The organism is Sphingobium sp. B10D7B (assembly GCF_025961955.1).
GTDB lineage: Bacteria > Pseudomonadota > Alphaproteobacteria > Sphingomonadales > Sphingomonadaceae > Sphingobium.
The window spans coordinates 2,950,793-2,975,072 of sequence record NZ_JAOQOQ010000001.1; the positions used below are offsets into that span (position 1 = coordinate 2,950,793).

Sequence of the window (24,280 nt, forward strand, 5' to 3'; positions counted from 1 at the left end):
GAAAGAAGTCCCCCTGCGGATGATGCCACGAATGACTAACATGAAGACTGCCCCCGATCTGACCGGAAAGACCGCTCTGGTGACCGGCGGCACGCGTGGCCTCGGCCTTGGGCTGGCACGGGCGCTGGGGCGTCAAGGTGCAACGCTGGTTCTGGTCGGTCGCGATCCTGACACCGGCGCGAAGGCCGTCGCCGCGCTCGCCGCGGAAGGCATCGATGCACAGGCCGTTGCGGCAGATGTCTCCGACGGAGCCGGTTTGCGCGATGCCGTCGCACCACTTGGCGCCATTGATCTTCTGGTCTGCGTGGCCGGTGTGGGCGTGCCGCGCCGTCCCGTGTGGGAGGCGACACCGGAAGACTATCGCGCCTGCTTCGATATCAATGTGCTGGGCGTGATGAATGCCATGGCTGCCGTGATGCCCAGCATGGTGGAACGGGGCGAAGGCCGCGTGGTCGCCATTGGCGGGACCTATGGCCATAAGGGCAACGCCGGCTTCGCCATATATTCGGCGTCCAAATGGGCCCTGCGCGGCCTCGTCAAATCCGCCGCGCTCGATGCCGCGCCTTATGGCGTGCGGGTCAACCTCATCTCTCCGGGCGGCGTGGAGGGCGAGCGCCTGTCGCGCATGTTCCGTGAATCCGCGCAGCGCAATGGCGAGCCGGAGGACGCGCCGCTCAAGCGCTTCCTCGCCACCACGGTGCTGGGCCGTCTCGTCACCGAGGAAGATGTCGCAGCGGCGCTCTTCCATCTTGTCGGGCCGGCAGGCAACATGATCACCGGGCAGGACATCGTCGTGGATGCCGGCACCGTCATCTAAAGGGGAAAGCAAAGAGCATGGCCGATCTCAAGGGCTTCCATCGCGACACGCAGGCACTGCACGCCGGGCGCAATCCGGAAGCCAATTTTGGCGTCGTCAATCCGCCGGTCTACCACTGCTCCACGGTCCTGTTCGAGTCCGTGGATGCGCTGCTGGAAACGCGGCGGGACCGGGCTTCGGGCGCGTTCGAGGGCTTTACCTACGGACGCGAAGGCACCGCGACCACGCGCGCGTTCGAAGATGCGATCACCCTGCTGGAAGGCGGCTATCGCGGCATCACGACGAGTTGCGGCCTCGGCGCTATCTGTGCTTCGCTCACGGCCTTCCTCTCCGCTGGAGATCATCTGCTGATCGTGGACAGCCTCTACGGCCCGGCACGCGATTTCTGCGAAAGCTTTCTGCGCAAGTTCGGGGTCGAGGTGACCTATTACCGTCCCGACGTCGGCGCCGGCATTGTCGATCTCTTCCAGCCCAACACTCGCGTCGTCTATATGGAAAGCCCCGGCTCGCTCACCTTCGAGATGACGGATGTGCCCGCCATTACCAGAGAATGCCGTGCGGGCGGCATCTGGACGATCTTCGACAACACGTGGGGATCGCCGATCAATTTCCGGCCGCTCGAACATGGCGTGGACGTGTCGATCAACGCCGCGACGAAATATATTTCCGGCCATTCCGATCTGATGCTCGGCATCGCCGTGACGACCGAAGCGGCCTTCATTCCGGTCAAGAAAACGGCCTCGGCCTCGGGCTATTGCGGCGGGCCGGACGATATCTACATGGCGATGCGCGGCCTGCGTACCCTGCCACTGCGGATGAAGCAGCATCACGCCTCCGGTCTTGCCATCGCGCAATGGCTGCAGGCTCGGCCGGAGGTTCACCGGGTGATGCATCCCGCGCTCCCGAATGATCCGGGTCATGCGATCTGGAAGCGCGACTATGACGGCGCTTCGGGTCTGTTCGGCTTTGTTCTGGAAGCATGTAGCGAGGCACAGTTCGCGGCTTTCATGGACCATATGGATCTCTTCAAGCTCGGCTACTCCTGGGGCGGCTATGAGAGCCTCGTCGTGCCGACCTATCCCAACACGCTGCGCTCGGCGACCGAGTGGTCCGCGCCTGGCCCGGCTGTGCGCATCCATGTCGGTCTCGAGGCGGTCGACGATCTCATCGCCGATCTCGAGCGCGGCTTCGCCCGGCTTCATGCCGCAGCCTGATTTTGATGGAACACCCCATGACCCTGATCGACATTACCGCCGGCCCGTTCAGCTTCGTCGCCAAGCTGGAAGAAGAGCTGGCGCCCGTGACCGCCGCGCGCTTCAAGGCAATGCTGCCTTATGACGAAAAGCTGATTCACGTCCGCTGGAGCGGTGAGGGCGTGTGGATTCCGCTTGGCGATGCAACATACGATCTGCCCTGGGAAAACCCGACGCGCTATCCGGCTCCGGGCCAGTTCATCTTCTACCCCGGCGGCTACAGCGAATGCGAGATCCTGCTCGCTTATGGCGGCGTGGCCTTTGCCAGCAAGCTGGGGCCGCTGGCGGGCATCCATTTCCTCACGATCATCGAAGGACTTGAGCATCTGCCCGAACTCGGCCGCACCGTCTTGTGGGAAGGCGCCCAATCCGTCAGCTTCCGGGTGAGGGGCTGATCGCATGGCGCCGCGCATCGAAAAGCTCCTGATCGACGGCCAATGGACGGAAGCGAGCGGCGGCGAGACGTTCGAGACGATCAACCCCGCCGACGGCAGCCTGCTGGCTCATATCGCGCGCGGTACGGCGCAGGATGTCGACCGCGCTGTCGCCGCTGCGCGCGCGGCGTTCGAGCAGGGGCCATGGTCGCGCTTCTCTCCCGCCGACCGACAGGCGTTATTGATGCGCCTCGCCGACCTGCTTGAGCGCGACGCCGAGCATTTCGCGCGGATCGACACGCTGGAAATGGGGTCTCCCATCCGCCACACGCGCGGATCGGTGGCGATGCTCGTCGATCTGCTGCGCTATTTCGCCGGCATTGCCCGTTCAATCGAAGGTACGACCAACGCCCCTTCCGATCCCGGCTTGTTCGCCTGTACCGTCAAGGAGCCGGTCGGGGTTTGCGGCGCGATCATCCCCTGGAACGGCCCGCTCTGGGCTTCCGTGCTCAAGCTCGGCCCGGTGCTGGCGAGTGGCTGCACGCTGGTTCTCAAGCCTGCCGAAGACGCCAGCCTCGCACCGCTGCGCCTTGCTGAGCTCGCGCTGGAAGCCGGCGTTCCGGATGGCGTGTTCAATGTGGTCACGGGCTTCGGCACGGAGGCCGGCGCCGCCCTCGCCACCCATCCGGGCGTCGACAAGATCGCCTTCACCGGATCGGTGGAGACCGGCCAGCAGATCATCCGCGCCTCTGCCGGCAATCTCAAGCGCCTGTCGCTGGAGCTGGGCGGCAAGTCGCCCAATATCGTCTTTGCCGATGCCAATCTCGAAGCCGCAGCGCGGGCCGCAGTCGGTGCCGCCTTTGCCAATTCCGGTCAGGTGTGCAGCGCCGGCACAAGGCTGTTCGTCGAGCGCCCGGTGCATCGCGCGTTCGCCGCCGAGGTGGCGCGCATCGCGGCCGATCTCAAGATCGGCGATGGCCTCGATCCGCAGGCCGATCTCGGCCCGCTCGTGTCGGCGCGGCAGCTAAGCCGGGTTTCTGCGCATATGGAGGATGCGCTGGCCGAGGGCGCGCAAGCCCTGTCCGGCGGCGCGCGACTCTCCGGCGCGGATTATGATCAGGGCTTTTTCTTCCCACCCACGGTGCTGGTCGATGCGCATGACGAGATGCGCGCGGTGCGGGAGGAGATTTTCGGCCCCATCCTTGCCACACTCCCCTTCGACAGCGAGGATGAGGTCATCGCCCGCGCCAATGCCACGCAATTCGGCCTTGGCGCGGGCGTGTGGACGAGCAGCGTCGGCCGTGCGCATCGCCTGTCGCGCGCGCTCAAAGCCGGCTCGGTGTGGGTGAACTGCTATAACCGCATCGATCCTGCCGTGCCCTCCGGGGGCGTCAAGGCGAGCGGACAGGGCCGGGAATATGGTCGACAGCATGTCGAGGAGCATTTCCAGCTCAAGTCCGTCTGGATCGATACGGCGGTCTGACGGTGCTGCAGGCCGTCCCCTCCTACCTTCGTAGCCATGGGACGCTTTCGCTGCGCTTCGAGCAACGCGCCGGCACGACGGTGTTGCGCCGCCGGCAGGAGGGCGGCTGCCTGCGCGTGCGGGTGCCGCGCGGCCCGGCGGTGGAGGCGGTGGTCATCAACACATCCGGCGGCCTGTGCGGCGGCGATAGCATCGGCCAGAGCTTCGAATGGCACGACGAAACCACAGCGTTGCTGACCACGCAGGCCGCTGAGAAGGTCTACGGCAGTGCTGGTCCGGCCTGCACCGTCGCCACCCGCCTTGATGTCGGGGCTCGTGCCCATGCCGAATGGCTGCCTCAGGAGACCATCCTGTTCGATGGCGCCCGGCTGGAGCGCATGACCGACATCGCGTTGGAGGCCGACGCTGCTTTGCTCTGGTGCGAATCCGTCGTGCTCGGCCGCCTCGCGCGCGGCGAGCAGTTTTCAACCGGCCAGTTGTTCGATCGCGTTCGGGTCCGTCGCGGGGGCGCGTTGATCTATGCCGATGTGCTGGCCCTCGGCGAGGCGCCGGCTGCCCAGCTCGGTCGCCCGGCGCTGGGCGACGGCGCCCGTGCCAGCGCGGTGCTTCTGGCCATTGGCGGCGATGCGGTCACCCGCCTCGATGCGGTGCGCGCCATGCTTGAGGATCATCTCGATGTGCTGGCCGGCGCGAGCCTGTGGAACGGCATCCTCGCCGTCCGACTGCTCGCTCGGGATCCGCCGGCGCTGCGTCGCTGTCTGGCGGCATCGCTCAAATTGCTGCGGGGCCGGCCCGATCTGCCCGGTCTGTGGAGGTGCTGAGATGCAATTGACACCCAGAGAGAAGGACAAGCTGCTGCTCTCCGTCGCTGCCATGGTGGCGCGGCGGCGGCTGGAGCGCGGGGTGAAGCTCAATTATCCCGAGGCCATCGCCCTGATCAGCGACTTCGTGCTGGAGGGCGCGCGCGACGGGCGCAGCGTCGCCGATCTCATGGAAGCCGGCGCGCATGTGCTCACCCGCGAGCAGGTCATGCCGGGCATCGCCGAGATGATCCCCGATGTGCAGATCGAAGCGACTTTTCCCGATGGCACGAAACTGGTGACAGTCCATGACCCGATCCGCTGACGCCCCGGCCCACCCCCTCGCGCCGGCCGAGATGATTCCCGGCGAACTTCTCCCCGCCGATGGCGAATTGGAGCTGAATGCCGGTCGTCCCGTGCTGCGGCTAACCGTCGCCAACACCGGCGACCGGCCGGTGCAGGTCGGCAGCCATTATCATTTTGCCGAGACCAATCCGGCGCTCGATTTCGACCGTGCTGCCGCGCGCGGGCACCGGCTGGATATTCCCTCCGGCACGGCCGTGCGCTTCGAGCCCGGGCAGAGCCGCGAGGTCGATCTGGTGCCGGTGGCCGGCGGGCGCACGGTCATCGGCTTTCGGCAGGACGTGATGGGAGCACTGGACTGATGGCATATCGCATGACCCGCGCGGCCTATGCCGACATGTATGGCCCCACCACCGGCGATCGCCTGCGCCTCGCCGATACCGATCTTGTCATCCGCATCGAACACGACCTCACCGACTATGGCGAGGAGGTAAAGTTCGGCGGCGGCAAGGTTATCCGCGATGGCATGGGCCAGAGCCAGGTCACCCGCGCTTCCGGGGCGGCCGATACCGTCATCACCAATGCCGTGGTGCTGGACTGGACCGGCATCTACAAGGCGGACATTGCGCTGCGCGATGGGCGCATCGCCGCCATAGGCAAGGCCGGCAATCCGGACATCCAGCCGGGCGTCGATATCGTCATCGGCCCTGGCACGGAGATCATTGCAGGTGAGGGCAAGATCCTCACCGCTGGCGGCGTCGATGCCCATATTCACTTCATCTGCCCGCAGCAGGTGGAGGAGGCTATCGCCAGCGGCGTCACCACCATGATCGGCGGCGGCACCGGCCCGGCGACCGGCACAAACGCCACCACCTGCACCCCCGGCCCCTGGCATATCGAGCGGATGCTGATGGCCGCCGAGGGCTTGCCGGTGAACCTCGGCTTTGCCGGCAAGGGCAATGCCAGCCAGCCCGATGGCCTCATTGAGCAGATCCGCGCCGGCGCCTGCGCACTGAAGCTGCATGAGGACTGGGGCACCACGCCTGCGGCCATCGACTGCTGCCTGAGCGTCGCGGATGCGATGGACATTCAGGTGATGATTCACACCGACACGCTTAACGAGAGCGGATTCGTGGAGGATACGATCGCCGCCTTCGCCGGGCGCACGATCCACGCCTTCCACACCGAGGGTGCAGGCGGCGGCCACGCCCCGGACATTATCCGCCTCGCCGGGCTGGCGCATGTGATCCCGTCGTCAACGAACCCGACCATGCCCTTCACCGTCAACACCATCGACGAGCATCTCGACATGCTGATGGTGTGCCATCATCTCGATCCGTCGATCCCGGAGGATCTCGCCTTTGCCGAGAGCCGGATTCGCAAGGAGACGATTGCGGCCGAGGACATCCTGCACGACCTCGGCGCGCTTTCGATCATCTCGTCGGACAGTCAGGCAATGGGCCGCGTGGGCGAGGTCATCACTCGTACCTGGCAGACGGCGCACAAGATGAAGCGCCAACGTGGGCCGCTGGATGGCGACGATGCGCAGGCCGACAATGCGCGCGTGAAGCGCTATGTTGCCAAATACACCATCAACCCTGCGCTGGCGCAGGGCCTCGCGCATGAGGTCGGCTCGGTCGAGGTCGGCAAGCTGGCCGATCTGGTGCTGTGGCATCCGGCGTTCTTCGGCGCCAAGCCAGAGTTGGTCATCAAGGGCGGCATGATCGTCCATGCGATGATGGGCGATGCCAATGCGTCGATCCCGACGCCGCAGCCGGTTCATGCCCGGCCGATGTTCGGCAGCTACGGCCGCGCCATGGCCGCAAGCTGCATCACCTTCGTGAGCGCCGCCTCACTGGACACCGATCCTGCGGCACGCCTCGATCTCTCGCGGACGCTCAGCGCGGTGCGCGCCACCCGCAGCATCGGCAAGCGCGATATGAAACTCAACGATGCCCTGCCGCATATCGAGGTCAATCCCGAGACCTATGAGGTACGGGCGGATGGCGAATTGCTGGCCTGCGAGCCTGCGTACGAGTTGCCCCTCGCCCAACGCTACTTCCTCTATTGAAAGGGTCGGGACGCAATATGCTCCGTATCACCGCCATCCAGCCGGGCCACAGCCATGACGCCACCGACACGGTGCTGCTCGATCATGACCAGCGTCGTCGCCGCCGCATCGTCTATCGTACGCAGGCCGGCCACGCGATCCTGCTCGATCAGCCCAATGTCGTGCATCTGCGCCATGGCGATGGGCTGCTGCTGGACGATGGCACGCTTGTCGCCGTCGAGGCGCTGCCCGAGCGACTCACCGCCATCACGGCGCCGGACCTTCCCGCGCTGGTCCGCATCGCCTGGCATCTGGGCAACCGCCATCTGCGGACCCAGCTCGATGGCGAACGGCTGTTGATCCGTGAGGATCATGTGATTGCCCATATGGTCGAGGGGCTGGGCGGCACCTGCCATGCGATCGAGGCGGCCTTCGATCCCGAGGGTGGCGCCTATGAGGGCGGGCATGATCATGGGCATGGCCATGCGCACGACGATAGTGATCACGATCACGCTCATCGTCACCACCACCATCACAGCCATGGATGACGGCGCGCTCTTCGATTTGCTGAGCTGGATGTCGCCCGCCTGGCCCATCGGCGCCTTCGCACATTCCGGCGGCATCGAGTGGGCTGTGGAGGCCGGGCATGTCACCAGCCGCGACGAGACGGTGGCGTGGATCGGCGACTTACTGGAGCACGGCCCGCTGTTCAACGAGGCGGTGTTTTTCCTCCACGCCCTTCGCGCCGCGCTGGCGGGTGATGTCGCACGGCTGACCGAAGTGGCCGAACTGGCGGTTGCCGCCCAGAGCGGCTTCGAGCGCCATCTGGAAACCACGGCGCAAGGTGCGGCCTTTCGCCGCATCGCGCTTCAGTCGACGCAGCCTTCCGCCTTTGCAGCGCTGATCGCGCATGTGCCGGATGGCGCGCTCGCCTATCCTGTAGCGGCGGGCTGCCTCTTCGGCTGCCAGGGCATATCGGAGCGGCATGGTCTTGTGGCCTATCTCCATGGCTGCGCCGCCAATCTCGTTTCCGCCGCCCAGCGGCTCGTGCCGCTCGGTCAGACCGATGGCCAGCAGGCTTTGCTGGCCTTGCGCGGACCGATCCGCGCAATGGCCGCAGAGGTGATCGCTCTGCCCGACGGCGATCCCTTCCTCGCCCTGCGCGGCTGCACGCTCGTCGCCGAGATCGGCTGCATGGCGCATGAAACCCAATATACGAGGCTGTTCAGGACATGACGACAATGGAACAGAATGGCGCCATGCAGGCGCAGACCACCGGCGCCCTGCGCGTCGGAATTGGCGGGCCGGTCGGCTCGGGGAAGACGGCGCTGATGGACGCGCTCTGTAAATCGCTGCGCGAGCGCTACCGGATCGCCGCGATCACCAACGATATCTACACACGCGAGGATGCCGAGTTCCTCACCCGCGCAGGCTCACTGGAGCCGGAACGTATTCTTGGCGTCGAGACCGGCGGCTGCCCGCATACCGCGATCCGCGAGGATGCGTCGATGAATCTGGCGGCGGTGGACACGCTGGAAAAGCGCTTCCCGGGCCTGCAACTGGTGCTGATCGAGAGCGGCGGGGACAATCTCGCCGCCACCTTCAGCCCCGAGCTGGCGGACTTGACGATCTACGTCATCGACGTGTCGGCGGGCGACAAGATCCCGCGCAAGGGCGGACCGGGCATCACCCGCTCGGACCTGCTCGTCATCAACAAGATCGATCTCGCGCCCCATGTCGGTGCCAGCCTTGAGGTGATGGACCGGGATGCGCGCAAGATGCGCGGACAGCGCCCGTTCGTCTTCGCCAATGTGCGGGCGGGCCAGGGCGTCGCGGAGATCGAGGCATTTATCATCGAACATGGAGGGCTGAACGGATGATCAGACATTGCAAAACGGCGCTCGTCGCCATGATCGCGCTGATGCTGCCGGCGGCGGCACAGGCACATCCCGGCCATGAGGTCGCCAGTCCGCTGGTCTCGGGCCTGCTGCATCCGCTCACCGGCGCCGATCACCTCGTCGCGATGGTCATGGTCGGACTGTGGGGCGGCATGTTGGCGGGCCGTGCGAAATGGGCCGCACCGGCCGCCTTCGTGGGCGCGATGGTCATCGGCTTTGGCTATGCGCTGCTCGGCCAACCAGCCGGCCTTGCCGAAGGCGGCATTCTGCTCTCCATCCTCCTGCTTGGTCTGGCGCTGGCCCTTCGACTGAAGGCCTCATGGGCTGTCGCGGCGGCAGTGACGGGTGCTTTCGGCTTTGTGCACGGCATGGCGCATGGTCTTGAGGCTCCGGCTGGTGACGTCGCCACATTCGCGCTCGGCTTCATCGCGGCGACAGCGGCGCTGCACGCGCTGGGCGTCGTGATCGGAAGCCGCGTTCCCGCACAGGCCTTGCGGGCGATGGGTGCGGTGGGCGCCGGTTTCGCGGTGTTCCTGCTCGCGGCCTGATCGCGCTCAGGCAATCAGAGCCACTTCGGCACGTCGGGCTTTTCGAAGGCGATGAGGGCGTCGATGAGCGCATCTGGATCGCCTTCGACGACGATGCCGTTGCGATGCTCAGGCGGGAGGAATTTCTGCCCGATCATCGTGTCGATAAAGGTCATGAACGGCTCGTGGAAGCCGCCGACATTGTAGAGGCCGACCGGCTTGTCGATCTCGCCAAGCTGATTGAGCGTCCAGGCCTCCATGAACTCCTCCAGCGTCCCGATGCCGCCGGGCAGGGCGATGCAGGCATCCGCGACGCTGAGCATCCGCTCCTTGCGCACCCGCATCGTCTCGACGATCTCGTGCAGGGAGAGCTTGGGGTGAAGGTGCCCCCGATCGAACAGCCGCTGGTTGATCACGCCGTGAACATGGCCGCCGCCCGCCAGCGCGGCATCGGCCAGGATGCCCATCAGCCCCTTGTGCGTGCCGCCATAGACGATGCCGATGCCGCGCCGGGCCAGCGCCGCACCGAGATCGGCCGCCGCGCGTTCATAGGTGTCGCCAAGGCCCGGATTGGATCCGCAGAAGACGGCAACGGTACGGATGTCGCGCTTTGGCTGGCTCATTGATGTGCTCGCATGTTCGAATGGTCGATGCGCGAGCCTATGTTTCGAAATCCGTCACGGCAAGCGCTGATGGGTTCTGATTCCAGCAACGCAGCGGGCGCCAGTCGGCAACACGCGCGCGCGAGCGGTTGAGGCAAAACGGACGTGATCAGGGCACCAGCACCGCACAGACGACCCACGGGAAGCCAAGCATGACACCAGCACAAAATGATCTCATCACCCTGAGCGCCAAGGGTACGCCGCTCGGCGCACTCCTGCGCCGCTACTGGCAGCCCATCGCATTGCTGGAGGAGCTGGAAGGGCCGCGGCCCGCCAAGGCCGTAAAGGTGCTGGGGCAGGACATGGTGCTGTTCCGCGACGAGCAGGGCCGCCTCGGCCTGCTCGATCGCGATTGCCCGCATCGCGGCGCCGATCTCGCCTTCGGGCGGCTGGAAGATGGCGGCCTGCGCTGCCTGTTCCATGGCTGGCTGTTCGATGTCGATGGCAATTGCATCCAGACCCCCGGCGAGCCGGCCGGCTCCAGCCTGTGCAGCCGCGTCAAGCAGCGCAGCTACCCGGTGGTCGAGCGTGCCGGTATGATCTTCGGCTTTCTGGGCGAGGGCGATGCGCCGGCCTTCCCCGGCCTGGATTGCTTCGCCGCGCCGGACAGCCATGTCTTTGCCTTCAAAGGCTATCTGGATTGCAACTGGCTGCAGGCGCTGGAGGTCGGTGTCGACCCGGCTCATGCCAGCTTCCTCCACCGTTTCTTCGAGGACGAGGAGGCGGACGCTTATGGCAAGCAGTTCCGCGGCCGCTCGGCAGACAGCGACCTCACCATGATCCAGGTGCTGCGCGAGTTCGAAAACCCGGACATCACGATTACCAAGACGGATATCGGCTTCCGCCTCACCGCCTTGCGCTCGCTGCCCGAGGGCAAGACGCATGTGCGCATCACCAACCTGTTCTTTCCGCAGGCCTTCGTCATCCCGCTTTCGGAGACGATGACGATCACGCAATGGCATGTGCCGATCGATGATCACAGTTGCTACTGGTACGCCGCCTTCACCAGCTTCACCGATGCGGTGGACAAGGAAGAGATGCGCCGGCAGCGGCTCACGCTTTATGAGCTGCCGGACTACAAGCCCCGCCTCAATCGCCAGAACGACTATGGCTATGACGTGGTGGAGCAGCGCAGCCGCACCTATACGGGCATGGGCGAGGACATCAACGTGCACGACCAGTGGGCGGTGGAGTCCATGGGCCGCATCCAGGATCGCACCCGCGAGCATCTCGGCACCACGGACAAGGGCATCGTCGCCTATCGCACCATGCTCATCCGCGAGATCGGCAAGCTGCAGAAGGGCGAGCGCCCCCTGCTCGATCTGACAGCGGAGGAAGCGCAGCAGGTGCGTGATCCGGGCACCGTGGATGGCGTCGCGCCCGCCGGAGCGGATTTGGAGGCCTATTGGCGTGAGGTGGACCGCCGCCGTCGCGATGCCGCACCCTGGGCCTCCCAGCCGACTCCTGTTTCCGCGGAATGAGCGACTTCATCGCCACCCATGGCCTGTGGAACGACGAAGCCCGTCGCCAGGCCTCCGACGTCCTCAGGCGCGTTGAAGCCGACGGGATCAATACCATCCGCCTCGTCTTTGCAGACATGCACGGGATCACTCGCGGCAAGACGTTGCTGGCCGGCTCCCTCGCTGGGGCCTTCGAGGATGGCTGCGCGATCACCTCGACGCTGCTGCTCAAGGATACCTCGCACCGCACAGTGGTGCCGGTCTTCGCCGCCGGCGCCGGGATTGGCGATGCCGATCTGCAGGGCGGCGGCGATGTCATCATGGTGCCCGATCCGGCAACCTTCCGCGTTCTGCCCTGGGCGCCCGGCACCGGCTGGATGCTGTGCGATCTCTATCATCATGATGGTCGCCCGGTGGTCGCCTCCACCCGCCAGCTCGCCCGCGCGGCGGTGGACCGGCTGGCGGCGCGCGGCTTTGAGTATGTGAGCGGGCTCGAAGTGGAATTCTACCTCACCCGGCTGGAAGACGCGGCGCTCGCGCTGGGTGATGCCGGCCAGCCCGGCCGCCCCCCGCAGGTCTCATTGCTCCATCAGGGCTATGCGTATCTCACCGAGCAGCGTTACGATCAGGTCGAGCCAATCGTCGAGATCCTGCGCGAAAACTGCCTCGCGCTCGGCCTGCCGCTGCATTCGCTGGAAGTGGAGTTCGGCCCCAGCCAATGCGAGTTCGTCTTCAAGGCGGGCACCGGCATTGGCCCGGCGGACGACATGATTCTTTTCCGCAGCGCCGCCAAGCAGATCGCCCGGCGCCATGGCTATCATGTCAGCTTCATGTGTCGCCCCCAATTGCCCGAGGCGATGGCGAGCGGCTGGCACCTCCACCAGTCGCTGCGCAATATCCGCACCGGCGAGAATGCCTTCGCACCCTCGGACGGGTCGGATGGCCTTTCCGGCGTTGGCCAACAATTCCTCGCCGGCCTGCTCGCCGGCGCAGCCGGGGCCGCGCCCTTCTCCACGCCCACCATCAACGGCTACAAGCGCTACCGGCCCAACAGCCTCGCGCCCGACCGCGTAGCCTGGGCGGAGGACAATCGCGGCGCCATGCTGCGCGTGCTCGCCAGAGGCGCCGCCAAGCTGCGCCGTATCGAGAACCGCGTGGGCGAGCCGGCCGCCAATCCCTATCTCTACCTCGCCTCTCAGATGGTCACCGGCCTTGCCGGAATCGAGGGCGGCATGGACCTGCCCCCGCCGGTGGACTCACCCTATGCTGCGCAGGTCGAAAAACTCCCCCAGACGCTCGATGCCGCGCTCGACCGGCTGGACACAGACCCCCTCCTGCGCGCCGCCTTCGGCAATGATTTCGTCGACCACTTCCTCCTCATCAAACGCGCCGAAGTCGCCCGCTACAACCAGACCGTGACGGACTGGGAACATCGCGAATATTTCGATTTGTTTTGAGGGACGAAGGCAGATCGACAGGACGGGCATCCCCCCAACCCACGGCCCAGTCCTTCGGTACGCTGCTTCGATAAGCTCAGCGGCTACTCACGATGAACGGACTGCCGTCCACTATGTTTGTCGTGTCCGGTCAGCCCGCTTTTAAGCGCTCATGAATGGCCACGAACAGAAAAAGTTGGCGTAGGAAGCGGAACGGAAGCTTTCCGCCAGTTGATAGCGAAAGCTGCCGGAATGATCCGTGGACAGGGATGTACTTTAACTTCTATCCGAAAATCGGCATCTCCAAAAATTCTACTTCGCAATCCCTGGAGGTAATAGCTGAATTGTCAGATGCACGACCTGCTCGGGCTTGTTCAGTTCATCCGCAGTTACGGTGACGCGAGCGATGCGTCCATCAACAGGCAATCCTAGCCATACGCCATATCCATACTTGGGTTTATCTACGCGTTTCGCAACCGTATATCCGGGCAGGGCAGCTTGAATTGCATCGAGAAGCTCATTGCTTTGCGTAACCCCGTTTACCTTGACGATGAGGTTGCACTGCGGGGCATAGCTTTTTTTCGCTTCGAACGGTCCCGTAATGATGAGGCTACCAGAGAAACGCGCATAGGGGCGGTTGTTGAGTTTTTCTCCGTTCTCGCCCAGCCAGATATTGGAAATTCCATAACCTGCGACATTCTGTGAAAATGTCACCGCAGGAACACTGAACGTTCCGATCAGCGGTTTTGGCGCCGAGAAATCAGGAAGGTTGCTAACCGTGGCGTGAAAGTCAGGAGCGCTAGATTTCACGGCCTCGGCGTAGGCGGCTACGTCGAAGGGTTTGGAGAGACAGATTTTCTGAAAGAGAGAAGCCACCTCAGGGCCGGACATGCTCCGCGCGGAGAAGCTATCCATGGGATCGTCCACTGACCTCTCGCCATAAGCCGGCACCAGGCCGACATAGCTGGGACTGCCGTATTTATCTGTAATAAGCATGTAATCCGCGCCCTGCCCGGTCTGGGCAAGTGCCACTGCTGGCAGTGCGATTGCGGAAAGGATGCTGAGACTGAAATAAACCTCATATTTCATCATAAGCTCCGAAAAGGCCAAGTTCCGGCACCCGTGACTTAAGTAAGGGGTGGCTCGGAAGTCTATTATGAGATTGCGGGTTAGAACAGGATTGAAGGGGTCGGCCGTGCTCAGCCCGGTACATAGATCCAGACATGGCGGGGGCCGCCAGCAAGGGATCTCAGTGTCTTTGCCGCTTCCCACTGGACAGGACGCCCCGGGCAGGGGTCGGCATACAGGTCCGACATGGCCAGTAAGGTGCCCGGGGGCGCGTTATTCAGTTCGTAGGTGCCGTAGACCATGTTGCGGTACAATACCAAGCTGCCCCACAGATCGTGAAGTTTTCTGTCCTTGGAGCATAGGGCGCTATTTTCCAGCATCTGCCGGATAGCCGCTACGGCACGAGGATCGCCGCCCACAGCGGCGCCGGTTAGGAGCAGTTCGGCCTGGACGGGGTCTTGCGCCACACCGTTGCCGTCGCGATAGGCCAATCCCAGAGAATAACGAGCAGAAATATCGCCCTGCTCAATTTCTTTCTTCAGTAGCGGTATAGCAGTGGCGTAGTCGCCATTACTGTAGGCTTTCATCCCCTCGGTGCGTTTAACCCCGATAGAGCAACCCGACAAGCATAGCGCAAGCGAAGCTGACAGTAACAATTTTATGGTGAATTTCATGTCACCCCTCCCCGAGGTGGGGCTAAAAAAGCCTATGCTGGTTGTCCAGCAAAAATGTTGGCTATCGAGCACTTCAAAATTGCGACTTAGAAGCCGGGACTATTGGATCCGTCCCATAGCTATATCAGCTAAAAAACTAGGTGAGTGACAGGTTGGCCTTGATCCCCCAAAAAATGTGAACACCTCGGTGCAGATTGCGAACCCCGCTTGTGGGCACCGGGCGTCTCCTTATCCTGCCTCCTCATGCCGGAGCGCTCGTCCGGTCGTCGCATGATGAGGGACTGCCGATGCTGCCGCCGCGAACGCAAGGAAACTGGAGCACCATAGCGCTGGTCTATCTCATCGGCCTGATGAGCATGGCGCTGGTCGGCATTCTCTCTCCGCTGGCGCTGCGCATTACCGAGGCGATGGATGCGCCCGCTGCCGCGATTGGCCTCACCATTGCGCTCTTCTCCCTGCCCGCGACGATCGTGGCGACGGTTGGCGGCGGCATTGTCGATCGCCTTGGTCCGCGCCTGGTGCTGCTGCTCACCTCGCCGGTCTTCGTGCTGGCGGACGTAATCCTGTGGTTCGCGCAGGATATCTGGCTGTTCAACCTGGGCGTGCTGATGGCAGGCGTGGGATATCTCGGCATCCTGAACGGCGGCGCGGCGATGCTGATGGGCTCGCTGGAGGGCGGCACGCGCACCCGTGCGCTCACCTTGTGGTCTACTTATGCGCCGACCGGCTTTTCGCTCGGGCTGCTGATGGCAGCGCCATTCACCACCAGTGACAGCTGGCGGCTGGCGATTGCCTTCCACGGCGCGATCATGCTCGGATGCACTGCGCTGGCCTTCATCCTCCCGCATGTCGCGGCAATCCGCAAGGAAGGGCAGAGCGGGCGTGAGAAGCTGGCTGCCCTGTTTGCCGGCCTGCGCCGTCCGCCGATTCTGATGCTCGGCTTTGCCATGGCGATGCCGGCGATGATCTCCTACGGCACCAGCCTTGCCGCGCCGACTTATCTGGCAAAGGTGCATGGCGTCTCGCTTGCCGCGTCTGCGAGCATCGTGGCCATTGCCAAGATCGCCGCGGTGCTGCTCGGCGGCACGATTACCGGTGCGCTGCTCTCGCGGGATTTCCCGATGCGGCGGCTGCTCGGCATCGTCGTGGTCATCGGTATCGTCGCGCAGATCGCTTTGTTCCTGCCGTCCAGCCCGATGATCATCGCCATTGCAGGATTGATGGCTTGGCTATTTACTTATGGCGCCGCCACCGGAATCTGCATGGCGACTATGCCGGCGCTCGCGACCGGAACGGTCGGCGGCGGTACAGTGGCAGGTTCGGTCAACCAGTTCGTGTCGCTGGCCTCGTTCCTCACCCCCACCGTCTATTTCGCGCTGACGCACTGGTCAGGCTATGTCGGCGTCGCGATCGTCGGCCTGCTGGTCTGCTTCATTGCGTTGCCCCGCGTGCCGACGGCGCCCAAAGCGGCCACGTCGGCGGCTTGATCAGACCGCCGTGTCGCCGCCGTCCACCGGCAGGATGGCCCCGGTGAGATAACTGGCGGCGGGTGACGCGAGGAAGCAGACCAGCGCCGCAGCCTCCTGCGCTGAACCATGCCGCCGCAGCGGAATGCGCGCCTCGATCTGCGCGCGCTCATCGGCGGCATTTTCCCGCGTAGTCCAGTATGCGTCAGTCAGCGGCGTATCGAGCCAGCCTGGCAACACCGCATTCACGCGGATGCCGTCCGGCCCCAGTTCGGCAGCGAGGCTGCGCACCAGCCCCGCAACACCGGCTTTGGTCGCCTGATAGCCATGAGTGAAGGGCTGCCCGCGCAGTGTTGCGGTGGATGAGAGCAGGGTGATGCTCGCATTGGCCGATTGGCGCAGCTCCGAAAGCGCCGCTTGCGCCGCGAGGAAAGGCAGGCGCAGGTTGATCGCTGCCGCCCGGTCCCACATCGCCGCGGTCCAGCGTTCGATGGGTGCACTCTCCATGGCGCTGGCGGCGATCACCAGCGCATCGAGCGTGGGGAGGTGGGTGAGCGCTTGCGCGACGGCGTACGCTGGAGCCTCAGGATCGGCGAAGTCGATGGCGACGTAGGGATAGACACCTTCAGGCGCTGCTCCTTCATCCGCCAGCGCCACCTGATGTCCAGCCCGCGCAAATTCCCCTGCAATCGTGCCGCCCAGTCCGCGCGTGCCGCCGATGATCATCATGCCCGCCATATCTGCGCACTCCCGCAACCGAAAGGCGCAGCCAAGCACGGCCGCGCGGTGCCGCCCATGGCCGGATCGGCAACGGGGGAGGCATCAAAAAGCAACTCTCGGCAACGCCCCGCGCGCGTAAAAGAGCAAATATGACCCAAGTCCTCTCCGCAGGGGCGTCCACGCCCGCATTCGACCGCGCCGATCCGCGCGCCGTGCGGCGTGCGATCCGCGCCGGGGCATTCACCGATTTCACCAACCACGTCGCCCGCGACTTCATGCAGGGCAATCTCGTCGCTGTACCCGCTGCCTATGCCGATGATTTCGAGGCTTATTGCCGCGCCAACGCCCAAGCGCTGCCGATACTCGGCCGCAGCGAGCCGGGCGTCCGTGCGATCCCCGCGCTCGCCGACGATCTCGACATCGCCCGCGATACCGGCGGCTATATGGTGTTCCGCGATGGCGAGTTGGTCGAGACCCCGCGCGATGCCTCTGCCGTCTGGGCGGACGATCTCGTCGCCTTCGTGCTTGGCTGCTCCTTCTCCTTCGAAGCCATTCTTCAGCGCGCCGGTGTACGTCTGCGCCATCTCGATGAGGGCAATGTCTCGGCCATGTACGAGACGGATCGCGAGACCACCCCCGTCGGCCCGTTCGGTGGGAAGCTCATCGTCTCGATGCGCGCGCTCAGCCCCGCCGATGCCATCCGCGCGACGCTGCTCAGCGCCCGCTACCCGCAATGTCACGGCGCGCCGGTTTCGCTCGGCCTGCCTGGCGATCTGGGGATCGCCGATCTTTCGCACAGCTATGGCGGCCACGGCCTCACGACCCTGAACCCCGGCGAGTTGCCGGTCTTCTGGGCGTGCGGCGCGACGGGCCAGAATGCCGTGCGCAACGCCCGTCTGCCGCTCTGCATCACGCACCACAAGGCGCACATGGTCGTCACAGACCTGCCGCTCCCCAAGGACTGACCCTCATGAACATCGATCAGATCGTCTCCGATTATTACGAAAACGGCTATGTCGTCCTGCCCGGCCTGCTGGCGGGTCCGGTGCTGGACAATCTGCGCGCGCTCACCGACCGCGTCGCCGCCAAGGCGGAGACGGTGGAGGGCGATGACGCCTGGTTCGATTTCGACACGGACGTTCGGGGCAACCGCACCATCCAGCGGATCAAGAAGCCCAACCGCATCGACCCCTATTATGCCGAGCAGGCGGGCAATGCGGATATTCTGGCGGTCCTCACCCGCATCATCGGCGCGAACGTGCGCCTCTCGCACACCAAGATCAACATGAAGTCCGCCAATGGCGGCGCCGCGCTGGAGTGGCACCAGGACTGGGCCTTCGCGCCGCACACCAACATGTCGACCTGCGTCGCCTCGGTGATGCTGGATGGCGCCAATGCCTCCAACGGCGCGATGCAAGTCATCCCCGGCAGCCACAAGGGGCCGCTGCTCGATCATCATGACGAGGAGGGCTATTTCTGCGGCGCGGTCGATCCAGCGGCCTTCGACATGACGAAGGCTGTATTGCTGGAAGGTCCGCCCGGAACCGTCAGCTTCCATCATCCGATGACGCTGCACGGCTCGAGCGTGAATCGCTCGGGCGATCCGCGCCGCATCCTCTTCTATGAATATGCCGCCAGCGATGCCTTCCCGCTCTTCTACAAGGTGGATTGGGACGAGTATGAATCGCGCCTCGTCTGCGGCCCCTCGACGCGAGAAGTGCGCTTCGAGCAGAATTATGTGCGCCTGCCCTTCCCTTCGCGCGCGGGCAGCTCGATCTACAAGATTCAGGCCGGCTCGAAGCGCAAATTCTTCGCGGACGCGCAGTGATGGCGGGCAGAACCCCCATCGCTTTCGTCACCGGTGCCAGTGCGGGCACGGGGCGGGAGATCGCGCTGGCGCTGGGCGCGCAGGGCTATGATGTCGCGATGGTCGCGCGGCGCACCGCCGCCATGGAGGAAGTCGCCGAGCAGATCCGCGCGAATGGCCGCCGAGCGCTGGTGCTGACCGCAGACGTGCGCGATGCGCCCGCGCTGGAGGCCGCTCTCGATAGCTTCCTAGGCTGGTCGCAAGGCGTAGTGGACGTCATCGTCAATGCCGCCGGCCACACCGGCCCGCTGTCACCGCCCATCGGCGAGTTTGGCATCGAAGAGTTCGACAGCACCATCGCCACCAATTTGCGGGCGCCGTTCATCGTCATGAGCCGCCTGCTGCCGGTGATGCGCGCGGCGGGGCATGGGCGCATCGTCAACATTGGCGGTAATCACGGCATGCGCGGCCGGGCCGGTCGCTCGAGCTACTCCGCCTCCAAATGGGGCCTGCGTGGCCTCACGCGCAGCGCGGCGCTGGAAGCGGGACCGGACGGCGTGACCGTCAACTACGTCGCGCCCGGCCCCATCGCCGTGCCGCGCATGAAGGCCAATTGGCGCGCCATGGCCGAGTTGAAAGGCCTGTCGGAAGAGGAAGCCCTGCGCGCCTATGTGGCGGACATGGGCATCCCGCTCAATCGCCCCAGCGAGATGGCGGACATCGTCGGCATGGTGCTTTACCTTGTCGGCGACGGCGGCCGCAACTTGACAGGGCAGGAACTGGTCGTGGACGGCGGCGCGACGCTTTGAGGCTTGGACCATCCGATCAATCGATGATGCGGTGAGTCCAGTTTGTCGATCATCCCGGCAGCGCTTTTGCAAGACTGAGTTCCAAATCGGCTGGACGCCCCGCCGTTCGTCCTGAGTAGCTACTGAGCTTGTCGAAGCGGCGTATCGAAGGACCGCTACGTGCGCTGCGATGCTTCGATACGGCTCTTCGATCCGCCCCAGCGGCGCTACTCAGACCCTACTCAGCACGAACGCGGAAGACCGGCGAAGAGCGCTCCCCAACGACTTTTAGTCATGGCGCTAGCGTTCCGCGAGACCCAATAGCGGACGACCGGGCAGGCAAGGATTTGTCCGCGTCAACCAACCCCGTTGCCCCACCAGCACCTCCCCGGTGCCACAATCCCCCGCGACACTGTCCCCCAGCGGGTTAGAACGGCAGGATGCACAAGGAGTGACTCCGCCGATGATGACCCGCCCTCTGCGCCCTGCGCGCTCGCACCGATCAGATCGATTGGCCCGCCTTGCGCTGTGGTCCGTACTGCCTCTGGTGGCGCTAGCCCGGCCGGCGATGGGACAGGAGACCGCGCCCGCGCCTGAACAAACGGCGCAGCACGCTGCCAGCCCGGTTGACCTGGGCGATATCGATGGCGATGGCGGCGTTTCAGCTTTCTATCAATGGACCGGCGAAATCCCCGCACCTGGCCAGATGCTGCGGCAAGAGCCGTTGCCGGCGGATCGCAGGCAGCCGGAAAGCGGCCAAGCACTGCGCATCCTCTATTCCTCTATGAGCGGCGTGGGAGGTCAAGGGCCGATCGTCGTTTCGGGCATGCTATTCCTGCCCAAGGGAAGCGCACCGAACGGCGGTTGGCCGCTCGTCTCGTGGGCGCATGGCACGACCGGTTTTGCCGATGTCTGCGCGCCCTCGTGGAATGGCACGTCGCTGCGCGATCAGGGCTATCTGCAGCGCTGGCTGGAGGCGGGCTTTGCCGTCGTCGCGACCGACTATGAAGGGTTGGGGACAGATGGCGTCCACCCCTATCTCATCTGGCGTTCCGAGGGGCATGCCGTGCTGGACGCCGCCCGCGCCGCCTCCGCCGCTTATCCCGCTGTGCTGTCGCGCCGTGTGGTACTCGTCGGTCAGTCGCAAGGTTCGGGCGCGGCGATTGGCTCTGCCTATCTGGCAAAGAGCTATGCGCCACAGCTAGACCTGCTCGGCACCGTCGCGACCGGCCTCGTCATGACCTTCGATACGCCGGAGGCCGCCGGGCAGGCAGCAAAGGGCGAGAAGATGACCGATCCCCGTGCGATGGACCCGGGCTTTGCCATGCTGCGCATCGCCGGCACAGATCGCGCGCTCAATCCCGATCTTGATCCGGCTGATTTCGTCACGCCCGCGGGCTATCCGCTGCTGCGCCTTTCGCGGCGCGGCTGCCTGCGCGACCTGATGGCCAAGGCGGAGGAGATGGGACTCAAGGACGGGCAGGCGGTCTTCGCAGCGGATCTCGCGCCGCTCGACAGCAAGATGGACGCCGCCTTCGCCTTTACCGATGGGCGCATCCCCGGCCCGCTGTTCGTCGGCACCGGCCTTGCCGACGACATGGCCGGCACGCAGGGACAGTACAACGCCGTGCGCGCCATGTGCACGGCGGGGACGCAGGTCCATTGGCACACCTATCCGGGTGAGGACCACAGCACCGCCGTCACGGTTTCGGCTGCCGACTCCATCCCCTTCGCGCAGAATCTGCTCAAGGGCCATGTGCCAGCCTCTAACTGCGCAAGCATCCAGCACCCTGGGCCAGTCCAGCAGCGCAAGGGCGCTTATATCGACTGAGCGACGGGCGACTTCACAAGCCCTTTCCCGGCGGGCGAGCCCGCTTTTGCGCGTGATTACTGCGCGCGCAATTCGGCGTAAGCCCCACCCTTAGCCCCCTCCAGTCAGGAGACGCGTTGGGTGAAGGACAGTCGCGCGCCGGAACCGCCTCGGCTATACATCCCGTCCCGCCATTTCTGCCAGGCAGGCGCCCAGCGCGCCTGCGCCGATCAAGTCGGCCCTCGACTTTCGCGCATAACAAAGCAGAACGGCGGAAGCATCGCTGCTCCCGCCGTCCGCGCGACCCGAAGGACTATTTGCCCTTCGTCTCAAATCCTGTCGTCAGTAACGATACTGGAACGTCAGCCCCACCGTGCGCGGGCGGTAGGTCTGGTTGTAGTAGAGCGGCGAGCCTACCGAGTCGTGATTGCGTGCCAGCAGGTCGTTCGAGTTCAGCAGATTGTCGACGAAGACGGAAAGGTCCACGCCGCTGAACCGTGCGCCGGCACGGGCCGAGACGAAGTTGCGGCCGGGCAGTTCGGTCAGGCCGGCATCATAGCCATAGGTGCCGGGCACCGCGCCGCGGAAAGTGTGGCTGGCGAAGGAATATTCGCCACGCACATAACCGTCCACACCTGCGCTGAGCTCCCGTTCGTAGCTGCCATAGACGCGGCCGGTCCAGGCCGGTCCGCCGATGTGCTGCCCGTCGGCCTTGAGCACCAGCCCATTGCCGCCGAGCACGTCGCTGTCATAGGTCAGATCGACATAGGCCACGTTGCCGCCAATGTTCAGGCCGCGGGCCGCGCGCAGATCCAGCGAGAGTTCGCCGCCCTTACCCGTCGCGTTGCCGAGATTGTAGATGAACGAGAAGGCGCAGGTCGGCAAACGCACGGATTGCTGGATGTTCTTCCACTTCATCACATAGGCACTGGCACCGACCTGGAGCGCACCGCCGAACAGCGAGTTCTTGGTGCCTGCCTGATAGGACCAGAGGTTATCCGACTCATAGGCAGTCGGGCTCTCGGTCAGGCCGAGCGTGGCAAGGTCGCCCGTGCACAGGTCGCTGACGATCTTCGCCTGAGCACCACCGGGGCGGAAACCCTTGGTCGCCGAGGCATAGATCATGTTGTTGGGCGCGAACTTGTAGGAGATGCCGAAGTTCGGCGTCCACGCGTGTTCCTTCATGCTGGCCGTCGTGACGGTGCGCACGCCCCGTGAGGTCGGACCATCGGTGATGTTGGTGAAGTCGAAATCAACATGGCTGTAGCGGATCGCGGCGGTCAGCGTCAGCTTGTCGGTCGGCTTGAAGTCCAGGCTTGCGTAGCCGGCGATCTGTTCGTCCTTGGCATCCACCAGGTTCACATAGCTGTAGACGCCTTGATATTGCTGGAAGCCGTTCACCAGAACGCCAGGAATACGGCCAGAGCCAGTGTAGTTGGCGAATTCCTGTTTGCTCTTCGAGTAATAGACGCCGGCCGTCCAATCGAGCAGCGCGTTCTCGTAGGACTGCAGACGCGCTTCCTGAACGAAGTTCTTCTGACGCATGTTCAGGTATACGCCCATGTTGTTCAGGTCCTTGTTGGCGTAGGTGCCGAAAGGACTGCCCGAGCGCAGGACCGAGAAATAAGTCGCGTAGTTCAGCGTCTGCTTCTGCTTGCGATCGAAGTAGGACGTGTTGGTGATCAGGTCGATATTGGGCGCAACTTCCCATTCGACCTTCAGGGCCGGCAGGTAGAAGGTGTCCGTGCTCGGTTCGAGCGCGTAGACGCCGCTGTGATAATCATTTTCCGCAGCCAGGCCGTAGCCTTCCCAGAAGTCATCGCGCGAGCGGGTGTGGACGCGCTGATAATAGAAGCTCGGGGTGATGGTGAGCGTCTCGGTCGGCTTCATGCCCAAAGCGGCACGGAAGACGGCGGCGTTGCCGGAATTGATGTCCTTAGCCTTCACCACGTCGGTGCCGTGCACGACCTGATCGATGTAGCCGCCCGTGTCCTGATACCAGCCGCTGAGGCGGAAGGCGACCTTGTCGCTGATCGGCGCTCCGAAAGCGAGACCGGCCTCGTAGCTGGGCGAGCCCTCCTGCGTGAAGGAAACCTGCGCGCGGCTGTAAATTTTAAGCGAGTCATAGTTCGGTTCCGGCGTGATGAAGCGCACCGCACCACCCTGCGCACTGGCGCCAAACAAGGTGCCCTGTGGGCCGTACAAAACCTCGACACGGTCGAGGTCGAAAATCCGGGGATAAGGGTTGCCGCCATAATAGCCAACGTTGCGGATCTGGATCGGCGTTTCGTCGATATAGATCGCGGTGGTGGCAGAGCCGACGTCCGAAGAAAGGCCGCGGATCGCGATGTTGCTGCCATTATTGGCGGTAGAACCGGCGCTCGAAGTGAAGTTCAGCGCGGGAGTCAGGCGGGAGAGGTCGTCGATCGTGCGCACGCCCTGCTGATCCATCAGGCGCTTGTCATAGCTGGTAATCGAGAGCGGAACCTCATTGATTGCCTGTTCGCGCCGCGTTGCGGTGACGACGATGACGCCCTGATCGTCAGCCGCATCCGCTGCGGCAGCATCGGTGGCGTCAGCAGCATGGGCCGTGCCGATGCATGTCGCCAGCGCAGCGACTGCGCAGGATATGGAAAGGGCACTGAATGTGCGCCCGGTTCGCGTCGACCCGATTTCGTTCTTGATGAGAGACATGACTCCGACCCCTTTTTCTCGATACTTGCGAGTAACCTCTCTTGCGCCACGCACCGTCCAGATGTCCTCGCGTGTAACCTCCCTGCTGTTGACCAGCATTTCTGGGCACCGCGTTCCCCGGCGCACGCACATCAAGACAAAGTTTTGCCCGCTGCACCATTGCAAGAAGCGAACCGACCTGTTGCTAAAT

The 24,280-nt window shown here is 64.4% G+C and carries 24 protein-coding genes; 19 read left to right on the plus strand and 5 right to left on the minus strand.

The window, feature by feature from the left end; genetic code table 11:
* The first annotated feature begins 40 nt into the window (after positions 1 to 40).
* Genes M2331_RS13720 through M2331_RS13775 form a run of 12 tightly spaced genes read left to right on the plus strand, consistent with a single transcriptional unit; the run spans position 41 to position 9,526 of the window.
* The gene (locus M2331_RS13720; RefSeq protein ID WP_264592403.1) at positions 41 to 817 is read left to right on the plus strand and encodes an SDR family NAD(P)-dependent oxidoreductase; all 777 of its coding nucleotides are present in this window, start codon (positions 41 to 43) and stop codon (positions 815 to 817) included.
* A 17-nt stretch (positions 818 to 834) separates the two neighbouring features.
* On the plus strand, positions 835 to 2,031 hold the full coding sequence (metC, locus tag M2331_RS13725) for a cystathionine beta-lyase (protein WP_181560795.1): 1,197 nt from the start codon (positions 835 to 837) through the stop codon (positions 2,029 to 2,031).
* Positions 2,032 to 2,048: 17 nt separating this feature from the next.
* Positions 2,049 to 2,465, plus strand: a complete 417-nt coding sequence (locus tag M2331_RS13730; protein WP_181560796.1) for a DUF3830 family protein — start codon at positions 2,049 to 2,051, stop codon at positions 2,463 to 2,465.
* Between the two features lie 4 nt (positions 2,466 to 2,469).
* Positions 2,470 to 3,927 carry an aldehyde dehydrogenase family protein gene (locus M2331_RS13735; protein WP_181560797.1) on the plus strand — a complete coding sequence of 486 codons (1,458 nt, stop codon included), beginning with the start codon at positions 2,470 to 2,472 and terminating at the stop codon, positions 3,925 to 3,927.
* Between the two features lie 2 nt (positions 3,928 to 3,929).
* Positions 3,930 to 4,748 carry an urease accessory protein UreD gene (locus tag M2331_RS13740; protein ID WP_264592404.1) on the plus strand — a complete coding sequence of 273 codons (819 nt, stop codon included), beginning with the start codon at positions 3,930 to 3,932 and terminating at the stop codon, positions 4,746 to 4,748.
* Position 4,749: 1 nt separating this feature from the next.
* Positions 4,750 to 5,052, plus strand: a complete 303-nt coding sequence (locus M2331_RS13745) for an urease subunit gamma (protein WP_181560798.1) — start codon at positions 4,750 to 4,752, stop codon at positions 5,050 to 5,052.
* A gap of 31 nt (positions 5,053 to 5,083) precedes the next feature.
* Positions 5,084 to 5,392, plus strand: a complete 309-nt coding sequence (locus M2331_RS13750) for an urease subunit beta (protein ID WP_181561538.1) — start codon at positions 5,084 to 5,086, stop codon at positions 5,390 to 5,392.
* Positions 5,392 to 7,101, plus strand: coding sequence for an urease subunit alpha (gene ureC, locus M2331_RS13755; RefSeq protein WP_181560799.1), 1,710 nt, complete (start codon positions 5,392 to 5,394; stop codon positions 7,099 to 7,101). Before M2331_RS13750 ends, ureC begins: the two co-directional genes overlap by 1 nt.
* Positions 7,102 to 7,118: 17 nt before the next feature.
* Positions 7,119 to 7,628 (plus strand): urease accessory protein UreE, encoded by a 510-nt coding sequence (locus M2331_RS13760; RefSeq protein ID WP_181560800.1) that lies wholly within the window; start codon positions 7,119 to 7,121, stop codon positions 7,626 to 7,628.
* The gene (locus M2331_RS13765) at positions 7,564 to 8,316 is read left to right on the plus strand and encodes an urease accessory protein UreF (RefSeq protein WP_264592405.1); all 753 of its coding nucleotides are present in this window, start codon (positions 7,564 to 7,566) and stop codon (positions 8,314 to 8,316) included. Before M2331_RS13760 ends, M2331_RS13765 begins: the two co-directional genes overlap by 65 nt.
* A 5-nt stretch (positions 8,317 to 8,321) precedes the next feature.
* Positions 8,322 to 8,960 carry an urease accessory protein UreG gene (ureG, locus tag M2331_RS13770; RefSeq protein WP_264592455.1) on the plus strand — a complete coding sequence of 213 codons (639 nt, stop codon included), beginning with the start codon at positions 8,322 to 8,324 and terminating at the stop codon, positions 8,958 to 8,960.
* A complete protein-coding gene (locus tag M2331_RS13775) occupies positions 8,957 to 9,526 on the plus strand; it encodes a HupE/UreJ family protein (RefSeq protein WP_220128569.1) in 570 nt (189 codons plus the stop codon). The genes ureG and M2331_RS13775 overlap by 4 nt, the downstream gene beginning before the upstream one ends.
* A 14-nt stretch (positions 9,527 to 9,540) precedes the next feature.
* On the opposite strand, the gene M2331_RS13780 is transcribed toward M2331_RS13775, so the two are convergent.
* Positions 9,541 to 10,128, minus strand: a complete 588-nt coding sequence (locus tag M2331_RS13780) for a TIGR00730 family Rossman fold protein (protein WP_181560801.1) — start codon at positions 10,126 to 10,128, stop codon at positions 9,541 to 9,543.
* A gap of 191 nt (positions 10,129 to 10,319) precedes the next feature.
* Here M2331_RS13780 and M2331_RS13785 point away from each other — a divergent pair, with 191 nt between their 5' ends.
* Positions 10,320 to 11,648, plus strand: coding sequence for an aromatic ring-hydroxylating dioxygenase subunit alpha (locus tag M2331_RS13785; protein ID WP_181560802.1), 1,329 nt, complete (start codon positions 10,320 to 10,322; stop codon positions 11,646 to 11,648).
* Positions 11,645 to 13,084 carry a glutamine synthetase family protein gene (locus M2331_RS13790; RefSeq protein ID WP_181560803.1) on the plus strand — a complete coding sequence of 480 codons (1,440 nt, stop codon included), beginning with the start codon at positions 11,645 to 11,647 and terminating at the stop codon, positions 13,082 to 13,084. Before M2331_RS13785 ends, M2331_RS13790 begins: the two co-directional genes overlap by 4 nt.
* Before the next feature lie 291 nt (positions 13,085 to 13,375).
* On the opposite strand, the gene M2331_RS13795 is transcribed toward M2331_RS13790, so the two are convergent.
* Positions 13,376 to 14,155 (minus strand): hypothetical protein, encoded by a 780-nt coding sequence (locus M2331_RS13795; RefSeq protein ID WP_181560804.1) that lies wholly within the window; start codon positions 14,153 to 14,155, stop codon positions 13,376 to 13,378.
* A gap of 107 nt (positions 14,156 to 14,262) precedes the next feature.
* The gene (locus M2331_RS13800) at positions 14,263 to 14,805 is read right to left on the minus strand and encodes a tetratricopeptide repeat protein (protein ID WP_181560805.1); all 543 of its coding nucleotides are present in this window, start codon (positions 14,803 to 14,805) and stop codon (positions 14,263 to 14,265) included.
* A 287-nt stretch (positions 14,806 to 15,092) separates the two neighbouring features.
* Between M2331_RS13800 and M2331_RS13805 the strand changes: the two genes are divergently transcribed.
* Complete coding sequence (locus M2331_RS13805; RefSeq protein ID WP_181560806.1) at positions 15,093 to 16,292, plus strand: MFS transporter; 1,200 nt, start codon at positions 15,093 to 15,095, stop codon at positions 16,290 to 16,292.
* Here M2331_RS13805 and M2331_RS13810 read toward each other — a convergent pair whose 3' ends face one another.
* The gene (locus M2331_RS13810) at positions 16,293 to 17,009 is read right to left on the minus strand and encodes an SDR family NAD(P)-dependent oxidoreductase (protein ID WP_181560807.1); all 717 of its coding nucleotides are present in this window, start codon (positions 17,007 to 17,009) and stop codon (positions 16,293 to 16,295) included.
* Positions 17,010 to 17,140: 131 nt separating this feature from the next.
* On the opposite strand from M2331_RS13810, the gene M2331_RS13815 reads away from it, so the two are divergent.
* The 4 genes from M2331_RS13815 (at position 17,141) to M2331_RS13830 (ending at position 21,417) form a co-directional block, all read left to right on the plus strand.
* On the plus strand, positions 17,141 to 17,956 hold the full coding sequence (locus M2331_RS13815; protein WP_181560808.1) for a D-glutamate cyclase family protein: 816 nt from the start codon (positions 17,141 to 17,143) through the stop codon (positions 17,954 to 17,956).
* Positions 17,957 to 17,961: 5 nt separating this feature from the next.
* A complete protein-coding gene (locus tag M2331_RS13820) occupies positions 17,962 to 18,819 on the plus strand; it encodes a phytanoyl-CoA dioxygenase family protein (RefSeq protein WP_181560809.1) in 858 nt (285 codons plus the stop codon).
* Positions 18,819 to 19,607, plus strand: coding sequence for an SDR family NAD(P)-dependent oxidoreductase (locus M2331_RS13825; RefSeq protein WP_181560810.1), 789 nt, complete (start codon positions 18,819 to 18,821; stop codon positions 19,605 to 19,607). The genes M2331_RS13820 and M2331_RS13825 overlap by 1 nt, the downstream gene beginning before the upstream one ends.
* A gap of 442 nt (positions 19,608 to 20,049) precedes the next feature.
* Positions 20,050 to 21,417: a lipase family protein gene (locus M2331_RS13830; protein ID WP_220128570.1), complete on the plus strand. Its 1,368-nt coding sequence runs from the start codon at positions 20,050 to 20,052 to the stop codon at positions 21,415 to 21,417.
* A gap of 321 nt (positions 21,418 to 21,738) precedes the next feature.
* On the opposite strand, the gene M2331_RS13835 is transcribed toward M2331_RS13830, so the two are convergent.
* A complete protein-coding gene (locus tag M2331_RS13835) occupies positions 21,739 to 24,090 on the minus strand; it encodes a TonB-dependent receptor (protein ID WP_264592406.1) in 2,352 nt (783 codons plus the stop codon).
* Positions 24,091 to 24,280: the final 190 nt, after the last annotated feature.